17 protein-coding genes are annotated in these 18283 nt (G+C 72.6%); 6 read left to right on the forward strand and 11 right to left on the reverse strand.

The features are described 5' to 3' along the window. Positions 1-26: 26 nt before the first annotated feature. The 7 genes from BRM3_RS03620 to BRM3_RS03650 form a co-directional block, all read right to left on the reverse strand. On the reverse strand, positions 27-1091 hold the full coding sequence (locus BRM3_RS03620) for a Gfo/Idh/MocA family protein (protein ID WP_263594739.1): 1065 nt from the start codon (positions 1089-1091) through the stop codon (positions 27-29). Positions 1092-1162: 71 nt separating this feature from the next. Beyond that, positions 1163-2077 carry a 5-deoxy-glucuronate isomerase gene (iolB, locus tag BRM3_RS03625; protein ID WP_263594740.1) on the reverse strand — a complete coding sequence of 305 codons (915 nt, stop codon included), beginning with the start codon at positions 2075-2077 and terminating at the stop codon, positions 1163-1165. A 19-nt stretch (positions 2078-2096) separates the two neighbouring features. After that, positions 2097-2999: a Cgl0159 family (beta/alpha)8-fold protein gene (locus BRM3_RS03630; protein WP_263594741.1), complete on the reverse strand. Its 903-nt coding sequence runs from the start codon at positions 2997-2999 to the stop codon at positions 2097-2099. Continuing rightward, a complete protein-coding gene (gene iolC / locus BRM3_RS03635) occupies positions 2996-4036 on the reverse strand; it encodes a 5-dehydro-2-deoxygluconokinase (protein WP_263594742.1) in 1041 nt (346 codons plus the stop codon). The genes BRM3_RS03630 and iolC overlap by 4 nt, the downstream gene beginning before the upstream one ends. Positions 4037-4154: 118 nt before the next feature. Next, positions 4155-4610 (reverse strand): tautomerase family protein, encoded by a 456-nt coding sequence (locus tag BRM3_RS03640; RefSeq protein ID WP_263594743.1) that lies wholly within the window; start codon positions 4608-4610, stop codon positions 4155-4157. Positions 4611-4639: 29 nt separating this feature from the next. Continuing rightward, on the reverse strand, positions 4640-5644 hold the full coding sequence (locus BRM3_RS03645; protein ID WP_263594744.1) for a sugar phosphate isomerase/epimerase family protein: 1005 nt from the start codon (positions 5642-5644) through the stop codon (positions 4640-4642). 33 nt (positions 5645-5677) lie between these two features. Then, on the reverse strand, positions 5678-6874 hold the full coding sequence (locus tag BRM3_RS03650; protein ID WP_263594745.1) for a Gfo/Idh/MocA family protein: 1197 nt from the start codon (positions 6872-6874) through the stop codon (positions 5678-5680). 368 nt (positions 6875-7242) lie between these two features. Between BRM3_RS03650 and iolD the strand changes: the two genes are divergently transcribed. From iolD to BRM3_RS03675, 5 genes are all read left to right on the forward strand, one after another. Then, positions 7243-9135: a 3D-(3,5/4)-trihydroxycyclohexane-1,2-dione acylhydrolase (decyclizing) gene (iolD, locus tag BRM3_RS03655; RefSeq protein ID WP_263594746.1), complete on the forward strand. Its 1893-nt coding sequence runs from the start codon at positions 7243-7245 to the stop codon at positions 9133-9135. Between the two features lie 56 nt (positions 9136-9191). Next, a complete protein-coding gene (locus BRM3_RS03660) occupies positions 9192-10694 on the forward strand; it encodes a CoA-acylating methylmalonate-semialdehyde dehydrogenase (protein ID WP_263594747.1) in 1503 nt (500 codons plus the stop codon). Positions 10695-10711: 17 nt separating this feature from the next. Beyond that, positions 10712-11683: a sugar phosphate isomerase/epimerase gene (locus BRM3_RS03665; RefSeq protein WP_263594748.1), complete on the forward strand. Its 972-nt coding sequence runs from the start codon at positions 10712-10714 to the stop codon at positions 11681-11683. Positions 11684-11711: 28 nt separating this feature from the next. Beyond that, positions 11712-12581, forward strand: a complete 870-nt coding sequence (locus BRM3_RS03670) for a sugar phosphate isomerase/epimerase family protein (protein WP_263594749.1) — start codon at positions 11712-11714, stop codon at positions 12579-12581. 288 nt (positions 12582-12869) lie between these two features. Beyond that, a complete protein-coding gene (locus tag BRM3_RS03675) occupies positions 12870-13823 on the forward strand; it encodes an aminoglycoside phosphotransferase family protein (protein ID WP_263594750.1) in 954 nt (317 codons plus the stop codon). 6 nt (positions 13824-13829) lie between these two features. Here BRM3_RS03675 and BRM3_RS03680 read toward each other — a convergent pair whose 3' ends face one another. After that, entirely contained in the window at positions 13830-14501 is a 672-nt protein-coding gene (locus BRM3_RS03680) for a GNAT family N-acetyltransferase (protein ID WP_263594751.1), read from the reverse strand. A gap of 32 nt (positions 14502-14533) precedes the next feature. Here BRM3_RS03680 and BRM3_RS03685 point away from each other — a divergent pair, with 32 nt between their 5' ends. After that, positions 14534-15160, forward strand: coding sequence for a pyroglutamyl-peptidase I family protein (locus tag BRM3_RS03685; RefSeq protein WP_263594752.1), 627 nt, complete (start codon positions 14534-14536; stop codon positions 15158-15160). Between the two features lie 37 nt (positions 15161-15197). Here the strand turns inward: BRM3_RS03685 and BRM3_RS03690 are convergent, their stop codons facing one another. From BRM3_RS03690 to BRM3_RS03700, 3 genes are all read right to left on the reverse strand, one after another. Next, positions 15198-15659: an Hsp20/alpha crystallin family protein gene (locus BRM3_RS03690; protein WP_263594753.1), complete on the reverse strand. Its 462-nt coding sequence runs from the start codon at positions 15657-15659 to the stop codon at positions 15198-15200. Between the two features lie 175 nt (positions 15660-15834). Next, positions 15835-16470 (reverse strand): mismatch-specific DNA-glycosylase, encoded by a 636-nt coding sequence (locus tag BRM3_RS03695; protein WP_263594754.1) that lies wholly within the window; start codon positions 16468-16470, stop codon positions 15835-15837. A gap of 583 nt (positions 16471-17053) precedes the next feature. Then, a complete protein-coding gene (locus tag BRM3_RS03700; RefSeq protein WP_263594755.1) occupies positions 17054-18190 on the reverse strand; it encodes a rhomboid family intramembrane serine protease in 1137 nt (378 codons plus the stop codon). Positions 18191-18283: the final 93 nt, after the last annotated feature.

The raw sequence follows: 18283 nt of genomic DNA on the forward strand, positions 1-18283 counted from the left end.
CCCGGGGGCGACGGGCGGGCGGGACCTCACGGCCGCTCACGCAGCTCGACCGCCACGAAGCCCGCGCTCGTGAGCGAGGCCTCCGCGGCGGCGCACGTCGCGGCCGTCACGTAGCCGTCCCAGACGCCCGCGGAGCGGGCGGCGATGTTGCTGCCGTCCTCGATCGCGTGGATCCAGGCCTGGACCTCGGCGTCGTAGGCGTCGCGGAATCGGGGGCGGAAGTCCGCCGGGACGCTGCCGCCCCAGCGGCCGCCCTCGAGCTGGGTGGTCACGCGGGCCACGTTCATGCCGATGGTGGCGATGCCCCGGGAGCCGAGCACCTCGGTGCGCACCTCGTAGCCCGAGCGCGTGTTGACGTACAGCTCGTCGGTCACGATCTTCCCGGACCGCGTGCGGAAGAGGAAGATCATCGGGTCGTGCTGGCCCTCGAGGGCGTTCTCGCTCGGGGTGGGCGTGATCGTCTGGACCTCGACGACGGGCTCCTCGAGGAAGTAGTTGATCGCGTCGATCTCGTGGACCGCGGAGTCGTAGACCATCATCTCGTCGAGGAACCCCTCGGCCACCGAGGCGTTGCGGTGCTTGCAGTTGATGACGACGGGGGTGCCGAGCTCGCCCGCGTCGAGGGCGTCCTTGAGCTCGGCGTACTCGGCGTCGAAGCGGCGCATGAAGCCGAGCGAGACGAAGCGGCCGCCGGACCGGGCCTCGGCCAGGACCACGGCGTAGGCGTCGTCGGCGTTCATCGCGAGCGGCTTCTCGCACAGCACCGGCTTGCCCGCCTCGATGCACGCGATGGCCTGGTCCTTGTGGAACTGGCCGGGGCTCGCGATGAGCACGGCGTCGACGTCGTCGGCGGCGATGAGCTCCTCGGGCGAGGAGACGACGCGGCTGCCGGGCGCGGTCGCCGCGACCGTGCGCGCGGTCTGCTCGACGTAGTCGGTGATGACGCTGACGCGTGCGCCCTTGATGCGCCGGGTGAGGCGCTCGACGTGGTCGGCGCCCATCTTCCCGACGCCGATCACGCCGACCCGTACGTCCGCCGGCACCTCGCGGGCGGGCTGGGGGTCGGTGACATCCGTGGTGGGCTGGTTCATGGGGTGGTTCCTTCGGCTCTGAAGCGGGATGGATGGAGGACGGGGAGGCGCGCCGGGCGGCGCCGCGCGCCTCAGGTGCGGTCGGCGAGGCGGGGATCGGGGCCCAGGCCCTCCCAGGTCGCGCGGACCCAGGTCTGGTCGGGCCGGTCGGTGATGTCCCAGGCGCGGTGGTCGCCGGGACCGGCCATGACGTTGAGGTAGTACATGTCGTGGCCGGGAGCGGCGGCGCACGGGCCGTGCCAGCCGTGGGGCACGAGCACGACGTCCCCGGCGCGGACCTCCTCGAGCACGTCGATGGGCCGCTCGGGATCGGTCGACGTCGTCTGGTGGTAGCCGAAGCCGGGCGTGCCCGAGGGCGACTCCGCGATCTCGTAGTAGTAGATCTCCTCGAGCTCGGACTCGGAGTCGGTCTGCTCGTCGTGCTTGTGGGCCGGGTAGCTCGACCAATTGCCGCCGGGCGTGATGACCTCGCACGCGATGAGCGCGTCGCATGCGTCGAACACCCCGACGGTCCCGAAGTTGCGGACCAGGCGGGTCATGGCGCCGGCGCCGCGCACCTCCACGGGCACGTCCTCGGCGGCGATGTACGCGGCGGGATGGTCGGTGCGGGCCCGCGCCAGGCACACCGCGAACCGGCCTCCGCGTGCGCTCGAGATCCGGATCTCGGACCGGCGCGGGGCGTAGGCGGCGTCGGTCGCGCCCGCGAACACGTCGGGCCGGCCGGCCAGATCGTACGCGGCGGTCGTCCCGTCCGCCACGATCTCGACCTCGCACCCGCCCGACAGCGGGACGACCATGGCCTCGAAGTCGCCGGTCGCGAGGGTCTCGGCGCCGCCGGGGGCCAGGGCCAGCACCTTGAGGCCCGTGTAGGTCCAGTCGTCGCGCCGCGCGGGGTCGACGACGGTGTCGAAGCTGCCCTCGGCGCTCGAGCGCGCGGGGATGTACCAGGTGCCGCCGGGGGCGGGCTGAGCTGCGGGGGTGGTCATGGGCTCCTCCTTCGTCCTGTCAGGGCCGGATCATCGCACCGGCCGCGGCGACGGCGGCGGCGACGTCGTCGTCGGCGGGGTAGAGCAGGGAGCGTCCGACGACGAGACCGCGCACGTGCGGGATCGCGAGGGCGCGCTCCCACTCCGCGCGCACGGCGTCCGGGTCGGAGCCGCCGGGGTCGCCGCCGAGGATGAGGGTCGGCAGCGTCGTCGCGTCCATGACGCGCTCCATGTCGGGCACGGCGGGCAGCTTGAGCCAGGTGTGGGCGCTCGTCGCGCCGAGCCCCTGGGCGATGTGGATCGACGCGATGACGGCCTCGGGGCTGAGGTCGTTGACGAGCCGCCCCTCGGGGCCGCGCCGGGAGACGAACGGCTCGATCATCGCGATCAGCTCGTGGCGCGCGAGGTCGGTGATCGCGTCGGCGCACATCTTGAGCGTGTGCGAGGTGCGGTCGTCGGAGTAGTCGACCCGCAGCAGCATCTTGCCGCCGTCGAAGCGGTCGGCCTCGATCGAGGGCGCGTCGTAGGCGGTGAAGCGGTCCTCGATCTCCCACGAGCCGCCCTGCAGGCCGCCGCGGTTCATCGAGCCGAAGACGACGCGGTCCTCGAGGGCGCCCATGAGCAGCAGGTCCTCGAGCACGTCGGGCGTGCCCAGCACGCCGTCGACGCGGGGGTCGGCGAGCGCCGTGCGCAGCCGGTCGAGCAGGTCGGTGCGGCTGGCCATCGCGTCGGCGCGGCCGCCCGAGGCGAGCGCGCCGCGCGCGGGATGGTCGGCGGCGACGATGAGCATGCGCCCGTCCGTGTCGGCCACGGTGCGGCGGGCGCGGGTCCGCGCGAGCTCCCGGATCCGCTCGGGGTGCTGCACCCGGACCTCGGTGATCTCCTCGTAGGCGGTGCAGAAGCCGGCGGCCGTGGCGCTCATGCCCGCTCCCCCGCCGGCTCGTCATGGGTGCCCGCCGTGCGACCGCGCAGCTCGTCGAGCATCTGCTCGACGGTACGGCCGCCGTTGGGATCCTCCCCCGCGATGAGCTGGTCGATCTCGGTCTCGGTGGGCATGGCCGTCGAGCACTCGAGGCGGGTCGAGACGATCGCTCCCGCGGCGTTGCAGCGGGTCAGGATCGTGCGCAGGTCCGCGCCCGTGAGCAGGCCGTGGATGAGCGAGCCGCCGAACGAGTCCCCCGCTCCCAGGCCGTTGATGACGGTGATGACGTTCGGGGCGACCTCGACGCGTTCGTCCCGGGTCTTGGCGAGCACGCCCTTGGGGCCCTGCTTGACGATGGCGATCTCGACGCCGCGCTCGAGCAGGGCGTCGGCGGCCCGGTCGGGCTCGGTCTCGCCGACCGCCGTCTCGCACTCCTCGCGGTTGCCGACGGCGACGGTCGCGTGCTCGAGGGCCCACGTGTACTGCTCGCGGGCGGCCTCCATCGACTCCCAGAACATCGGGCGGTAGTCGAGGTCGAAGACGGTGTGCTCGGTGCGCCCGCGCGCCTCGAGGGCCGCACGATGCGCGCTGCGGCTCGGCTCCTCGGAGAGCCCGGTGCCGGAGAACCAGAACAGTGGCACGTCGCGGATCGCGTCGAGGTCGAGATCCTCGGGCCGGACCTGCAGGTCCGGGGCGGAGGGCCGCCGGTAGAAGTAGAGGGGGAAGTCGTCGGGCGGGAAGATCTCGCAGAACGTCACGGGCGTGGGGAGGTCCTCGTTCGTGACGACGTAGCGCGACGACACGCCCAGGCGCTCCATCTCCCGCACGACGTATCGGCCGAAGGGGTCGTCGCCGACGCCCGTGATGACGGCCGGCCGATGCCCGAGACGGGCCGCGGCGACCGCGACGTTGGTCGGGCTGCCGCCGAGGAACTTGCCGAAGCTGTGGACGTCCTCGAGCCCGACGCCGATGTCGAGGGGGTAGATGTCCACGCCGCTGCGCCCGACGGTGATCGCGTCTGTCTGGGGTGCTGTCATGCTCGTCTCGCCTCCTGGAGGAGAAGTGCTCGCGTGCGACGGTGCCGGGTGCTGCGAGGCGCGGCCGCGTCGCCGTGCCCCGAGCCTAGGCCCATGTCGCCCACAGGGTCAATGATTGTCAGGACATTTTTTCAGAGTGAGCCGGAGGGTCGTCGGCACGCGGGCCGTCGTCGTCGCCCCGGCCGAGCTCGCCGGTGAGGAACTGGGCGCGGCCCGAGCCGAACGACCAGTCCTCGAGCGTGTTGGCGCTCACCGACACGATGAGGTCCTCGGGGCGGACCAGTCCGGCCTCGTCCAGTCGCTCGGCAAGAGCCCTGTACATGGCCTCTTTCTGGGCGAGCGAGCGGCCCTGCTGGGTCACCGACACGATGAGCACGCCCTCGGAGCTGCGCTCGAGGCCCAGACCCGTGTCCTCGGCGATGATGTCTCCCACCTCGTGCTCGGTGATGATCTGATAGCGGTCGCCCTCGGGCGCCGCGAACACGTCGCGCATGACGCCGTGGCACACGTCGGCGATCCTGCGCTTGGTCTCGGGACTGCGGCCACGGACCATGTCCAGTCGAATCAGGGGCATCGCGGTTCTCCTCGGGAAGGGTCGGTCGGTCAGACGCCGGCGCGGCCGGCGGCCTCGAGCAGGGTGCGGGCGCCGCGGGCGAGGCCCTCGAGGCTCTCGAAGGCGGCGTCCTCGTGCTCGATGTTGACGTGCATGTCGGGGTCCACCGCGGCGAGCGCCGTCAGGAACCGGGCCCAGTAGTCGACGTCGTGGCCCTCGCCGAGGGCGACGAAGCGCCACGCGGGCTCGGAGGGCCACTGCGAGACCGTGTGGCCGATGCCCGTCGGGACGGGGTCGGCCGTGTCCTCGGGCAGCCGCGAGAAGGTCGAGTCGAGCACGCCGCGCACGGCGACCTCGGGCAGCACGGCCGTGTCCTTGGCGTGCACGTGCTTGACGTGGTCCCCGAGGGCCGCGATGCAGGCCAGGGGCTCCATCTGCTGCCAGAACAGGTGCGAGGGGTCCATGTTGACGGCGATGTTCGTCGTCTCGGCCCGCTCGAGGAGCTGGAGGAAGGTGGGCGGCGAGAACACCAGGTTGTGCGGGTGCAGCTCGAGGCACACCTGGACGCCCTCGGCGCGGGCGATCGCGTCGATCTGCCTCCAGAACGGCACCGCGACCGACCACTGGTAGTCGAGCACGTCGAGGTCGACGCCGTTCCAGGGGTTGACCACCCATGTCGGGTAGGCCGCCCCGGCGTCGCTGCCGGGCGTGCCCGACATCGCGACGACCTCCCCCACGCCCAGGGCGCCGGCCGCGCGGATCGCCCGGCGCAGGTCCTCGGCCTGCTGGGGGCCCACGCCGGGCAGCGGGGACAGCGGGTTGCCCGAGGTGTTCAGGCCGGTCAGCTGCATGCCCGCGTCGGCGAAGGTCTGCAGGTACGCACGGCGAGCGCGGGCGCTCGCCAGGAGGGCGTCGACGGGGCAGTGCGGCGAGGGGATGAACCCGCCCGCGTTGACCTCCGCCCCGGTCAGTCCGACGGAGGCGAGCACCTCGAGGGCCTCGGGCAGGGAACGGTCGTGCAGGCACGCGGTGTACGCGCCGTAGACGAGCGGCATGGGGTCTCCTTCTCGGTCGTCCGGGGTGGGGGGTCAGGCGATCGCGACGGCCTGGCCGTCGGCGGCGGCGCTGCGGGCCACCGCGTCGAGGATGCGCATCTCGCGGTAGCCGTCGGCGAAGCTCGCACAGGGCGGGAGCGCCCCGTCGTCGATGCCGGCGACCTGCTGCAGGAAGGCGTGGGCCTGGTAGGTGAACTGCTCGATCTGGTTGAGGCCGACGCCCGCGAAGGCCATCGAGGAGCCGCCCGCGAAGTAGGGGAACTCGGGGTTGGCGAGCACCTGGCGCAGGCCGCCCAGGCCCGCGGGGCTGCTGCCGTCGGCCAGGAGGATCTCGCCGCCGCGGGCCAGGTCCCACGCCGCGCTGCCGCGCGTGCCGAGAACGTCGATCGTCATCGCGTTGGGGATCCCGAAGGCGACGCGCGAGCACGAGAACGTGCCGGCCGCGCCCGAGGCGAAGTGGGCCGTGAAGGTCGCGACGTCGTCGTTCTCGACGTCGACCAGCTGGGACATGTCTCCCTTGACGTTGCGGCCGCCCAGGGCGGCGCCCGCGGGGCGGGGCCGCTGCTCGATCGTGCGCACGAGCACCGCACCGGAGACGGAGTCGATGGGGCCGCCGATCAGCTCGGCGGTGTCGATGAGGTGGCTGCCGACGTCGGCGAGGGCCCCGGTGCCCATCGGCCCCTCGTAGCGCCACGAGATCGGGACCTCGGCGTCCGCGCCGTAGTCACACCAGTACCGCCCCTCGAGGTGGGCGACGGTCCCCAGGTCGCCCTGTCCGACGGGGCGGGCCAGCATCGCGACCGCGGGGTTGCGCCGGAAGGTGAAGCCGGTCGCGAAGACCTGCTCGCGAAGACGGGCCTCGATGTCGGCCATCGCCGCGGCGTCCTCGAGGGTCCCCGCGAGCGGCTTCTCGCACAGCACGTGCTTGCCCGCCTCGGCCATCGCCTCGGCGATCTCGCGGTGCAGGGCGTTGCCGACGACGATCGAGACCACGTCGATCGAGGGGTCCTCGGCGATCTCACGCCAGTCCCCCACGGCGCGCTCGTAGCCGTAGTGCGCCGCGGCGTCCTCGGCGAAGGGCAGGTACTGGTCGGCGATCGCGGCCAGCCGCACGGGCGGGAGCGTGAGGTCGTAGACGGTCCCGGCCTGGCGCCAGGCGTTGGCGTGGGTGCGTCCCGCCATGCCGGCGCCGATCACGGCGACCGCGAGGGTGGAGTCGAGGGAGCTCATCGAGGATCCTTTCGCGGACTACATTGTCCTATCCAAACCCTAAGCTTGTCAGGATTGCGGTGAGGCTAGCACGTCACGCGCGCCCCGGTAAGGCCCCGATGCGCACGAGTTCGGCCTGCCGCCGTCGGGGCCTCGTCGCACACTCGCCCACACCGGATGCCCCTGCGGGAGCGGCGCGAGAACCGCCTCACCTGCGGCATCGCCACTCGGTTGCGTGCACGCCCGCGGCCATGGCGACGCGGGGCGCAGACACCCGGGACGAGCCGGACGCCTGTCCACAAAATGTGCTGACATTTGATTGACAGGCTCCGCGGCCCGCGGCATGCTGGTGTCGTCTCATCGTCGAGCCCGTGCACCAGGAGGAGCCCGTGAGCGAGAAGACCGTCCGTCTCACCGTCGCCCAGGCCGTGATCCGTTTCCTGTCCGTCCAGCACTCCGAGCGGGACGGGGAGCGTCAGCGTCTCATCCCCGGCGCGTTCGGGATCTTCGGGCACGGCAACGTCGCCGGCATCGGGCAGGCGCTCCTGCAGAACGCGCTCGATCCCGCCGAGGGCGAAGGCGACCTCGCCTACTACCAGGGCCGCAACGAGCAGAACATGGTGCACACGGCCGTCGCCTACGCCCGCACGCGCAACCGCCTGCAGACCCTCGCGGTCACCGCCTCCATCGGCCCGGGGTCGACCAACATGGTCACCGGCGCCGCCCTCGCGACGATCGACCGGATCCCGGTGCTGCTGCTGCCCAGCGACCTGTTCGCGACGCGGCGCGTGGATCCGGTGCTCCAGCAGCTCGAGGACGAGCGCGACCCCGGGGCCTCGGTCAACGAGGCCTTCCGCCCGGTCTCCCGCTTCTTCACCACGATCGACCGCGCCGAGCAGCTGATCGCCGCGCTGCCCGCGGCGATGCGGGTCCTGACCGATCCGGCCGAGACGGGCGCCGTCACGATCTCCCTCCCCCAGGACGTCCAGGCCGAGGCGCACGACTGGCCCGTCGAGCTGTTCCGGGAGCGCACCTGGCACGTGGCCCGCCCCGTGCCCGAGCCGGCCGCCCTCGACCGGGCCGTCGAGGTCATCCGCGGCGCCAGGCGCCCGCTCGTGGTCGCCGGCGGCGGCGTCGTCTACTCCGGGGCGAGCGACGCCCTGGCCGCCTTCGCGGACGCGACCGGCATCCCGGTCGCCGACACCCAGGCCGGCAAGGGCGCGCTGAGTGCCGACCACGCCGCCTCCGTGGGCGGCGTGGGGGCCACGGGCAACGACGCGGCCAACACCCTCGCCGCCGAGGCCGACGTCGTCATCGGCATCGGCACCCGGTACACCGACTTCACGACCGCCTCGCGCACGGCCTTCCGCGATCCCGCGGTGCGCTTCGTGAACCTCAACGTCAAGGCCTTCGACGCCGCCAAGCACGCCGCCGAGATGGTCGTGACCGACGCCCGCACGGGCCTCGCCGCCCTCACGGACGCCCTCGACGGCTTCCACGTCGAGGAGTCGTACGCCACGCGCGTCGCCGCGCTCCGGCGCGAGTGGGACGAGCGGGCGGCCCCGTCCTTCGCGCCGCACGACCAGGAGCTGCCCGCCCAGACGGAGATCTTCGGCGCCCTCAACGAGCTCATGGGCGACGAGGACGTGGTCATCAACGCCGCCGGCTCGATGCCGGGCGACCTGCAGGCCCTCTGGAAGGCGCGCACCCCCGTCCAGTACCACCTCGAGTACGGGTACTCGTGCATGGGCTACGAGATCCCCGCCGCGCTCGGGGTCAAGATGGCGGCCCCCGACAGCGAGGTCGTCGCGATCGTCGGCGACGGCACGTACCAGATGGCCCCCCAGGAGATCGCGACCATCGTGGCCGAGGAGAAGAAGGTCATCCTCGTGATCCTGCAGAACTTCGGCTGGTCGTCGATCGGCGCCCTCTCGGAGTCCCACGGCTCGCAGCGCTTCGGGACCAAGTACCGCATGCGCAACCGCGACACGGGCATGCTCGACGGGCCGCGCCTGCCGATGGACATCGCCGCCAACATCCGCAGCTACGGCATCGACGTCGCCGAGGTGGCGTCGACCGCGGACTTCCGCCAGGCCTTCCGCGAGGCCCAGGAGAACCCCGAGGCCTGCGCGATCGTCGTGCGCACCGACCTCTACGGGCCCAACCCTCCCGGCATCGGGTGGTGGGACGTGCCCGTCTCCCAGGTCTCGACCCTCGAGTCCACCCAGCAGGCCTACGAGCAGTACGAGCAGGCCCGCCGCCACCAGCGCGACCACCTCTGACCGTCCACCCCGCCGACCAGACCCGCGGCCGCGCGCCGCACCCCCGAAGGAGAGTCATGACCGAGATCTACACCGTCCACCACTGGATCGACGGCGCGGAGGCCGAGGGCTCCGCCTCGACCCAGCCCATCCTGAACCCCGCCACGGGCGAGCAGGTGGGCACCCTCGACCTCGGCGACGCCTCGACCGTCGACCGTGCCGTCGAGGTCGCCCGGCGCGCCCAGCGGCAGTGGGCCGCGGTGTCGCTGTCCAAGCGCACCCAGCTCATGTACCGCATGCGCCAGCTCATGATCGAGCACACCGACGAGATCGCCCAGGTCATCTCCCGCGAGCACGGCAAGACCGTCGACGACGCGAAGGGCGAGATCGCGCGCGGCCTCGAGACCCTCGAGTTCGCCACCTCGATCACCCAGGACTCCAAGGGCGAGTTCTCCGCGAACGTCTCGACGGGCGTGGACATCCACTCGATCCGCCAGCCCCTCGGCGTCGTCGCCGGCATCACGCCGTTCAACTTCCCGGCCATGGTGCCGTTCTGGATGCACCCGATCGCGATCGCGACCGGCAACGCCTTCATCCTCAAGCCCTCCGAGCGCGACCCCTCCACCTCCAACATCGTCGCCCGGCTGTACGCCGAGGCGGGCCTGCCCGCGGGCGTGTTCCAGGTGGTCCACGGCGGCAAGGCGACGGTCGACGCGCTGTGCACCCACGAGGGCATCTCCGCGGTCTCGTTCGTCGGCTCCACCCCGATCGCCCGGCACGTGCACGAGACCGCCGCCGCCTCGGGCAAGCGCGTGCAGGCGCTCGGCGGCGCCAACAACCACGCCGTCGTGATGCCCGACGCCAACGTCGCCTTCGCCGCGTCGCAGATCGCCTCGGGCGCCTTCGGCTCCGCGGGCGAGCGCTGCATGGCGGTCCCGGTGGCCGTGACCGTCGGCGACGTGCACGACGAGTTCGTGGCGGCGGTCAAGGCCGAGGCCGAGAAGCTCACCGTGGGCCCCGCCTCCGACGCCGCGACCGACATGGGCCCCGTCATCACGCCCGATGCCCGCGAGCGGGTCATCTCCATGACGGACGAGGCCGAGAAGGCCGGGGCGACCGTGGTCGTCGACGGCCGCGGGCTGGTCGTGCCAGGGCATGAGAACGGCTTCTTCGTGGGCCCGACCGTGCTCACCGACGTCGACCCCGAGCTGCGCGCCTACAAGGAGGAGGTGTTCGGGCCCCTGCTCGTGGTCATGCACGTCAACAACTTCGACGAGGCGCTCGAGCTCGTGAACTCCTCCCCCTTCGGCAACGGCACCGCGATCTTCACGGCCTCGGGCCACTACGCGCGCCGCTACCAGGAGGAGGTCCAGGTGGGCATGATCGGCGTCAACGTGCCGATCCCGACGCCCGTGGGCTACTACTCCTTCGGCGGCTGGAAGGACTCGCTGTTCGGCGAGTACCACGCGCACGGCCCCGAGGCCGTCCGCTTCTACACCCGCGCCAAGGCGATCACGGAGCGCTGGCCCCGCCAGGACGAGGCCGTCGAGGCCTCGATGAGCTTCCCGACGCACGACTGACCCCGAAGGAGCCGACGATGACGTCCCCCACCACCGGTCTGCCCACCACCGCCGACGGCCGGCCCGACCGGTCGCGCAATCCGCAGGCGCCGTACGACCGCCTCACGATCGGGGTGTGCCCCGACCAGTGGGGCGTGTGGTTCCCCGAGGATCCGCAGCAGATCCCCTGGCGGACGGCGCTCGCGGAGATGGCCGAGGCCGGGTTCTCCGTCATGGAGACCGGACCCTGGGGCTACTTCCCGCAGGACGCCACGCAGCTCCGCGCCGTCATGGACGAGCACGGGTTCCGGGTGGTGGCGGGGACCGGCTGGGGCATCCTGCACAAGGCGGAGGCGTGGGCCGACACCGAACGGACGTTCCGTGCGATCGCCGAGGCCCACGCCGCCGTCGGCGCGGAGTACATCGTGCACCTGCCGCCGCTGTTCCGCGACGACAAGACGTGGGAGTTCACGGACGACCGCGAGCTCACGGGCGAGGCCTGGGAGCTGTACGTGGACAACGCCAACCGGCTGGGCCGGATCATGAAGGACGACTACGGCCTCACGATGGTCCTGCACCCCCACGGGGACGCCCACATCGAGACGCCCGAGCAGATCGACCGGATCTTCGCCGCGACCGACCCCGAGTACGTGAGCTTCTGCCTCGACACGGGCCACATCGTCTACGGCGGCGGCGACCCGATCGCGATGGTCGAGCAGTACCCCGAGCGGATCGGGTACGTGCACATCAAGGCGTTCGACCCGGAGATCACGCGCCGCGCCCACGAGGAGGACTGGCCCTTCGGCAAGGCCGTGGCCGAGGGGGCGTCGGTGCGCCCGCCGGCCGGGGAGCCCGACATGCGCCGGCTCGTCGAGCGCCTCGCCGCGATGGACAAGGACCTCTACGTGATCTGCGAGCAGGACCTCTACCCGTGCGACCCGTCGGTCCCCCTGCCCAACGCGATCGCGACGCGCGAGTACCTGGCCGACTGCGGCCTGGGCGTGAAGTGACCGCCCCGAGGAGACGAGGAGAGACCCGATGGTGAAGATCCTGCTCGACCCGAGCATGTACCACCCGCAGCTGTCCGTCGCCGACGAGGTCCGCAAGGCCCATGAGCTCGGCTACCGCTACCTCGAGCTGTCGCCGCGCGCGGACTTCCACGAGTGGCACCACTACCCCAAGGTCGACCGCCACCAGATCGCCGAGGTCAAGCGGGCGATGGACGAGACCGGCGTGAGGATCTGGACGTTCAACCCGGTCTTCAACTGGTCGAGCCCCGACGAGCAGGAGCGCCAGGCGCAGGTGCGCAACTGGAAGCGCCTGCTGGAGCTCGCCGATGCGCTCGAGGTGCCGCTCATCGCGACGGAGCTCTCGGGGGACCCGAACCAGCCGCTCGCGAGCGAGCACCAGTTCTACCGGTCGATCGAGGAGCTGATCCCCGTCTTCGAGCGGTACGGCATGGAGTGCACCGTCGAGGCGCATCCGTACGACTTCGTGGAGACCAACGACCGGGCGGTGCAGATCGTGCACGGGGTGGATCGGGACTGGTTCAACTACGAGTTCTGCTTCCCGCACGCCTTCCACCTCTCCGACGGGACCGGCGACATCCGCGGCATGCTGGACTACGCGGGCGACCGTCTCCGCCACCTGCACATCGCCGACGTCTTCAACCACCGGGCGAACGTGGGCAACCGCTACATCGTCAACCCGCCCGGCGTGGACGCCCGCGTGCATCAGCACAACGAGATCGGCAACGGCGAGATCGACTGGGACGACGCCTTCGCCGCGCTCCGGGAGCGCGAGTACGACGGCCCGGTGTCCGTGTGCGTGTTCGGCTGGGAGGAGGAGGCCGACGCCATCCACCGACGGATGCGCGAACGGATCCTCGCCGAGCTCGGCGGGGAGTGAGCCGGGCCGCGTGGGGCGGACCCCGGGCAGCCGTTCCGCAGGGGAACGGCCTCGTGGATGGCCCTTGCCCTGTCCCGAGGCCTCCCCTCCGCCCCCGCCGGCGCCCTCGACCGAGGGTAGGGCGCACAGATGTGACGCTGAGAGCCGCAGCCCTGCGATATCGCAGGGCTGAGGCTCTCAGCGTCACATCCGTGTCGGCTCCCGGCGAGAATGGACACGGTCCTGCACCCCGGCCGCCTCCCGGGCAGTACGGCGGGGAGGAATGACCGTCGACACGGAGGAGACCTCATGGGCCATCGCCGCCGCTCCCCCTCGACGCCGCGCACGGACGCTCCGTCCGCCTCCGCACCTCGCGCGCACGTCTCCCCCGGCGGCACGCCCGCGGCGGGGGACGAGGCGGATCGTCGGGAGCTCGCGGCGGTCGCGGACGACGTGGCCGCCACGTGGCGCCTGGCACTCGGGCCGCCGTTCCCCGGGGGGACGGCCTCGTGGGTGACCCCCGCCCGGGACGAGGCGGGCCGTGACCTCGTGCTCAAGATCGCCCGCACGCACGACGAGGCCCGCGACGAGGCCGCCGGCCTCCTCGCCTGGCAGGGCCGAGGCGCCGTGACCGTGCACCGCACCGTCGTGGACGGCGCCACCACCGTGCTCCTGCTGGACCGCTGCCGCCCCGGCACCCCGCTCGCCGCGGCCGCGTCCGCCGAGGAGGCCGACGAGGTGATCGCCGCGCTCGTGCGGACCCTCTGGATCGTCCCTCCCCCGGGGTCTCCCTTCCGCCCGCTCGCCGAGATGTGCGACCAGTGGGCCGGCTCGGCCGCGGCACGTCTGGGTCACGACGCCCACGGCCTGCCCGCCGAGATGGTCGAGGCGGGCCTCGACCTCTTCCGGCGCCTCCCGCGCGATCCCGTGGAGCCCGTGCTGCTCGCGACCGATCTGCACCACCTCAACGTGCTCGCCGTCGACGAGGCGACGACGGGGCCGTCCCGCGGTCCGTGTGGCTGGCGGCTCATCGACCCCAAGCCGTACGTCGGCGATCCGCACTACGACCTCCTGCAGCAGGCCCTGAACGCCCCCGACCGGCTCGCGGCGGACCCGATCGGTCTCATCGACCGCATGGCACACCTGACCGGGCTCGACCGCGACCGCGCCCGCACCTGGCTGTTCGCGCGCTGCGTGCAGGAGGCCGGCGCATGGGACGGCCTCGCGGAGGCGGCGATCACGCTCGCCCGCGTGGTGCTGTGAATCCCGTCAGGGACGGACGTCCGTCGCCCCGAGGAACCCGCGCAGCTCGTCCGTCATCCCCTCGACCTCGACCGGCACCGCCGGGCGCACGAACGTCTCGGGAGTGACGACGAAGTGCTGCATCGGCACGGCGCGCTCGCCGTGCAGCTCGATGCGGGTCCCGTTGGGCTCGTACCCGCAGCCGCGCGAGACGGCGGTCGACGGAGCGTTGCCGAGGACCGCGGAGGACTCCGCGCGGCGCGCCCCGAGATGATCGAAGGCGAAGGCGAGCATCGCCTGACGCATGAGCCGCCCGTGCCCGTGGCCGTGCGCCTCGAGGGTGAGCCAGGAGCCGGAGCTCACCACGCGCCGTCGGCCGAAGTCGACGCCCGCCACGTCCTGCATCCCGCGCAGGCTCCCCTCGAGGAAGACGCCGAGCGAGAGGTTCCACGCCGCGGGGCCGGCCTCGGCGCGCAGCCGCCACTGGAACTGCAGCGCCTGGCGCACCCGCTCGTCGGGCTCGGGCCGGTACCAGGGGAAGACGTGGTCGGCGTCCTCCTCGATGTCCCGGGCGGGGAAGATCGGGCGACGCAGCAGCTCGGCGTAGTCGGGCATCTCGGCGTCCTGCAGGACCCGCATCTCGAGCGGGCCCGCCGTGATCCTCAGACCGAACGGCGCATACAGGGAGGCGGGGATCATCGGGACATCGTAGGGGCCGATAGGGTCGCCGCATGCCCTCCCTCCTGCTGTCCGGCTTCGAGCCCTTCGACGGCGCGACGATCAACGAGTCCTGGGAGGCCGTGCGCGTGGCCGAGCGGCAGCTGCGCGAGGAGCACCACGACGTCACGTCCGTGCTCCTGCCGGTCGTGTTCGGGCGGGCGGGGGATCTGCTGCTCGACGCCGTCCGGCGCGAACAGCCCGCCGTCGTGATCGCGACCGGCCTCGCCGCCGGACGCGAGGCGATCACGCCCGAGCGCGTCGCGATCAACGTCCGCGACGCCCGCATCCCGGACGCGGCCGACGCCTCGCCCGTCGACGAACCGTGCGTGCCCGTGCCCGAGGTCGGCTGGTTCTCGTCCCTGCCGATCAAGGCGATGGTGACGGCCGCGCATCTCGCGGGGGCGCCGGCGCGCGTCTCCCAGACCGCCGGGACCTACGTGTGCAACGACGTGTTCGCCCGGCTCATGCACCATCTGGCGACCGAGCCGGGCCTCGGCTCGATCCGAGGCGGCTTCGTGCACGTGCCGGCCGCCTCCGCGGTGCCGGTGGCGCTCAGCGGCCGGGCGCTCGCGCTCATGGCCGCGATCGCTCTCACCCGGCCCCAGGACGACACGACGACGGGCGGCGCGGAGCACTGACCTGCCGGTCGTGCCCGCACCGCCCGTCGGCGCAGGGTCAGGCCGTCTCGGACGCCCCGCCCGCGGTGTCGGAGCCGTCGGCCTGGATGGTGGTCGGCGTCGACGAGTGGGCCACCGCGATCTTGCGCGGCTTGGCCTCCTCGGCCATCGGGATCGTCAGGCGCAGCACGCCGTCGTCGTAGTCGGCCTGGATGCGGTCGAGGGCCACCCGCGTGCCCAGCGTGAGCTGGCGGGCGAACGTGCCCGACGGGCGCTCACGGGTCAGCCAGGTGCGTCCCTCGTCGCGCGAGGACGGCGTGCGCTCGGCCCGCACGGTCAGCGTGCGGTCCTCGACGTCGACGTCGATGGTCGTCGGATCGACGCCCGGCAGATCGATCTCGGCGACGAACGTGTCCCCGTCGCGGGACAGGTCCATCGGCATCGCGAGCGACGCGGGCATGCGGGCGATGCCGCCCAGGAAACGCTCGGCGTCGTGGAACGGGTTCAGTGCGCGGTCCATGTGCAACTCCTTCGCTTCATCGATCCGGCACGATGCCGGAGGGGTGGGCGCGTCCTTCGCGCCATGCACCAGGAGCAACGGCGAGGGCCGGGGCCGTATTCCCATCTCGAGTCTCGACCGCTCAAGTCTGTGGGCGCGGCGTCGGGAGCGCCCGACGCCGCGGCTCCGCGGCCGGTCAGGCGCGCGGCGGGAAGGTCTCCATGCCCGCCGCGTCGGCCGCCTCCCGATAGTCGCGGGCGAGGGTCGGGATGGTCGCATGGGCGTTGAGCCCGCTCGGATTGGGCACGACGAACAGCGGGGTGGCCTCGAGGGCGGCGCGACCGCCGGGAGGGCCCTGCTCGGCGAGCTCGAGCGCGCTCGCCGGCCAGCTCTGCTGCCGGCCCTGGCGGGCCGAGCGCACGCCGAAGGCGGTCCGGTAAGCGGTGATCCCGGCGACCGCGACGGCACCGGGCCGCCGCTCCCGCACGGTGTCGACCAGGCGTCGCGCGCCGTCGCGCAGCTCGTCGTCCGTGAGCTCGTCGGCCCGGGCCGTCGCACGACGCGCGAGGTTGGTGATGCCCAGCCCGATCGCGCGCAGGTGGGCGAGGTCCTCCTCGCGGTAGCCCTCGGCGGGATCGACGAGCCAGTCGGTGATCCCGGCCGCGGCGAGCGCCGGGTAGAAGCGGTTCCCCGGGCGGGCGAAGTGGGCGCCCGTCGCACCGGTCCACAGCCCCGGGTTGATGCCCACGACGAGCAGTCGCAGCGGCTCGGGGAGGAGGTCGTCGATGACCGCGCCGCGGGCGGCCTGGAGGTCTGCAGGGGTGGGGCGCATGCCGTCCATTGTGCGCGGTGGCCGCACGCTCCCGGACGCCGCCGCTCCCCCGCCGGCCGTCCTCCCTGTCGTCCCGCCCACGGTGCACAACCGGGCCGCGGGCACCCCCACGGCCGGCGCGGCACGCCGCGGTGTGCAGAGACGGGGAGGTTATCCACAGGCTTGTCCACTCCTGTGCACGAATGACAGGCATGTGATTCCGCAGGTGGCACGGCTTCGTGCCCACCCTTGCGCCCCAGGGCCGTGGACGACGAGACGCGGTTGTCCACGACGCGTGCCGCGACACGCCGAGGCGACCTGCAAGAACGCGCATCACCGCAGGTCAGAGGGGTATTGGAGCGCAAGCAACACAGGCCCATACCACACCGGCTACGCCCTGACGGCCGCCGAAGGCCCGCGCGGACGCACCGGAACAGAGACGGACGAATCGCCCCTCTCGCGGGCCGCCGCGCCGGTGGGCGTCCCCTCCCGCTCCACACCGATCCTCGAGTTATCCACACGGATCGGCGGCCGTCCCCCGTCGGAGCAGAGTTATCCCCAGCCGTTTCCACAGCTGGGGATAATCACACCCGTGTCATTCCGGTCAGAGGACACCGAACACGCCGGGCGGGGCGATCGCGACCTTGACCACGATGAGCAGCAGGCACAGCAGCACGGCGCAGGCGATCACGCCCCCATGGATGAGCGCCGAGCGCCGCGCCAGCGCCGCCCGGTCCGACCCTGCGCTCGCGCGCGGACGGGTGGCGAACAGCAGCGCCGTCGTGGCGGTCCCGAGCACGAGACCGCCCAGGTGGCCCTGCCAGGAGATGTGCGGGTAGAGGAAGGTGATCACGAGGTTCAGGGCGATCAGCACGAGCACCTGGCCCGACTGCAGACCCATCCGTCGGTTCACGACGAACAGGCTGCCGAACAGCCCGAAGATCCCGCCCGAGGCCCCCACCGTGCCCCCGAACCATGCCGGGCTCATGGGGCTGGCCATGAGCAGCACCGCCACATGGCCGGCGATCACGGACACGAGGTACACGCTCGCGAAGCGCCAGCGGCCCATCGTGCGTTCGAGGTGGGGCCCGATGAACCACAGCGCCATCATGTTCAGCAGGATGTGCGGCACGCTGGCGTGCAGGAACCCGCTCGTGATGAAGGTCCAGGGCATCGCGAGGGCACGGAACGGCGCGAAGGTGAGCAGCTGGTCGACGACACCGCCGCCGAGCATCTGCCCGAGGTACAGGACGACGCACACCGCGATGATCGCGATCGTGACGACGGGCCGCTCCGTGGACGTGCGGCCGCCCATCGCCGTGCGCGGCGCCGACTGGCGCTGCTGGCGCTCGATGTCCCGGGCGCAGTCCACGCACAGGATCCCGACCGCGGCCGGGCGCTGGCACTCGGGGCAGGCGGGACGGTGGCAGCGCTGGCAGCGCACGTAGGCCACACGGTCGGGATGGCGCGGGCACACGGGCACGTCCTCGGGGCCCGAGGCGCCGTAGGCGCCGCTCTGGGCGCCGTAGCCGTCGTCCGCTCCCCCGGCGTCCTGCCCGCGGTCGCTCCCGACGGGGCGGGGGACCTGCCCGTACCGCTCCTCCGGTGCCTCGGAGCCGCCCTCGATCGCAGGACCTGTCGGATCGGCCGAGCCAGGGGGCTCGTCAGGGCCCGAGTAGCCGTAGGAGGGACGGGGTCGGGAGCAGTCGTCGGCGCCGTAGCCGTAGGAGGGGCGGCTCATGGCCGCCATTCCATCACGCAGCCCTGGGACGCAGATGGGGGCGCCGCCGGTGTCGGCGGCGCCCCCGGGTCGGGCTGCGCGGGAGGACGCGGT

Source organism: Brachybacterium huguangmaarense, assembly GCF_025725725.1.
Taxonomy (GTDB): Bacteria; Actinomycetota; Actinomycetes; order Actinomycetales; family Dermabacteraceae; genus Brachybacterium; species Brachybacterium huguangmaarense.

Coding starts and splice junctions, on each gene's coding strand:
- BRM3_RS03660 (WP_263594747.1), top strand. CDS start 9,192: ATGACCGAGATCTACACCGTCCACCACTGGATCGACGGCGCGGAGGCC.
- BRM3_RS03640 (WP_263594743.1), bottom strand. CDS start 4,610: ATGCCCCTGATTCGACTGGACATGGTCCGTGGCCGCAGTCCCGAGACC.
- BRM3_RS03700 (WP_263594755.1), bottom strand. CDS start 18,190: ATGAGCCGCCCCTCCTACGGCTACGGCGCCGACGACTGCTCCCGACCC.
- BRM3_RS03665 (WP_263594748.1), top strand. CDS start 10,712: ATGACGTCCCCCACCACCGGTCTGCCCACCACCGCCGACGGCCGGCCC.
- BRM3_RS03620 (WP_263594739.1), bottom strand. CDS start 1,091: ATGAACCAGCCCACCACGGATGTCACCGACCCCCAGCCCGCCCGCGAG.
- iolB (WP_263594740.1), bottom strand. CDS start 2,077: ATGACCACCCCCGCAGCTCAGCCCGCCCCCGGCGGCACCTGGTACATC.
- BRM3_RS03695 (WP_263594754.1), bottom strand. CDS start 16,470: ATGCGCCCCACCCCTGCAGACCTCCAGGCCGCCCGCGGCGCGGTCATC.
- iolC (WP_263594742.1), bottom strand. CDS start 4,036: ATGACAGCACCCCAGACAGACGCGATCACCGTCGGGCGCAGCGGCGTG.
- BRM3_RS03680 (WP_263594751.1), bottom strand. CDS start 14,501: ATGATCCCCGCCTCCCTGTATGCGCCGTTCGGTCTGAGGATCACGGCG.
- BRM3_RS03690 (WP_263594753.1), bottom strand. CDS start 15,659: ATGGACCGCGCACTGAACCCGTTCCACGACGCCGAGCGTTTCCTGGGC.
- BRM3_RS03685 (WP_263594752.1), top strand. CDS start 14,534: ATGCCCTCCCTCCTGCTGTCCGGCTTCGAGCCCTTCGACGGCGCGACG.
- BRM3_RS03650 (WP_263594745.1), bottom strand. CDS start 6,874: ATGAGCTCCCTCGACTCCACCCTCGCGGTCGCCGTGATCGGCGCCGGC.
- BRM3_RS03675 (WP_263594750.1), top strand. CDS start 12,870: ATGGGCCATCGCCGCCGCTCCCCCTCGACGCCGCGCACGGACGCTCCG.
- BRM3_RS03645 (WP_263594744.1), bottom strand. CDS start 5,644: ATGCCGCTCGTCTACGGCGCGTACACCGCGTGCCTGCACGACCGTTCC.
- BRM3_RS03670 (WP_263594749.1), top strand. CDS start 11,712: ATGGTGAAGATCCTGCTCGACCCGAGCATGTACCACCCGCAGCTGTCC.
- BRM3_RS03630 (WP_263594741.1), bottom strand. CDS start 2,999: ATGAGCGCCACGGCCGCCGGCTTCTGCACCGCCTACGAGGAGATCACC.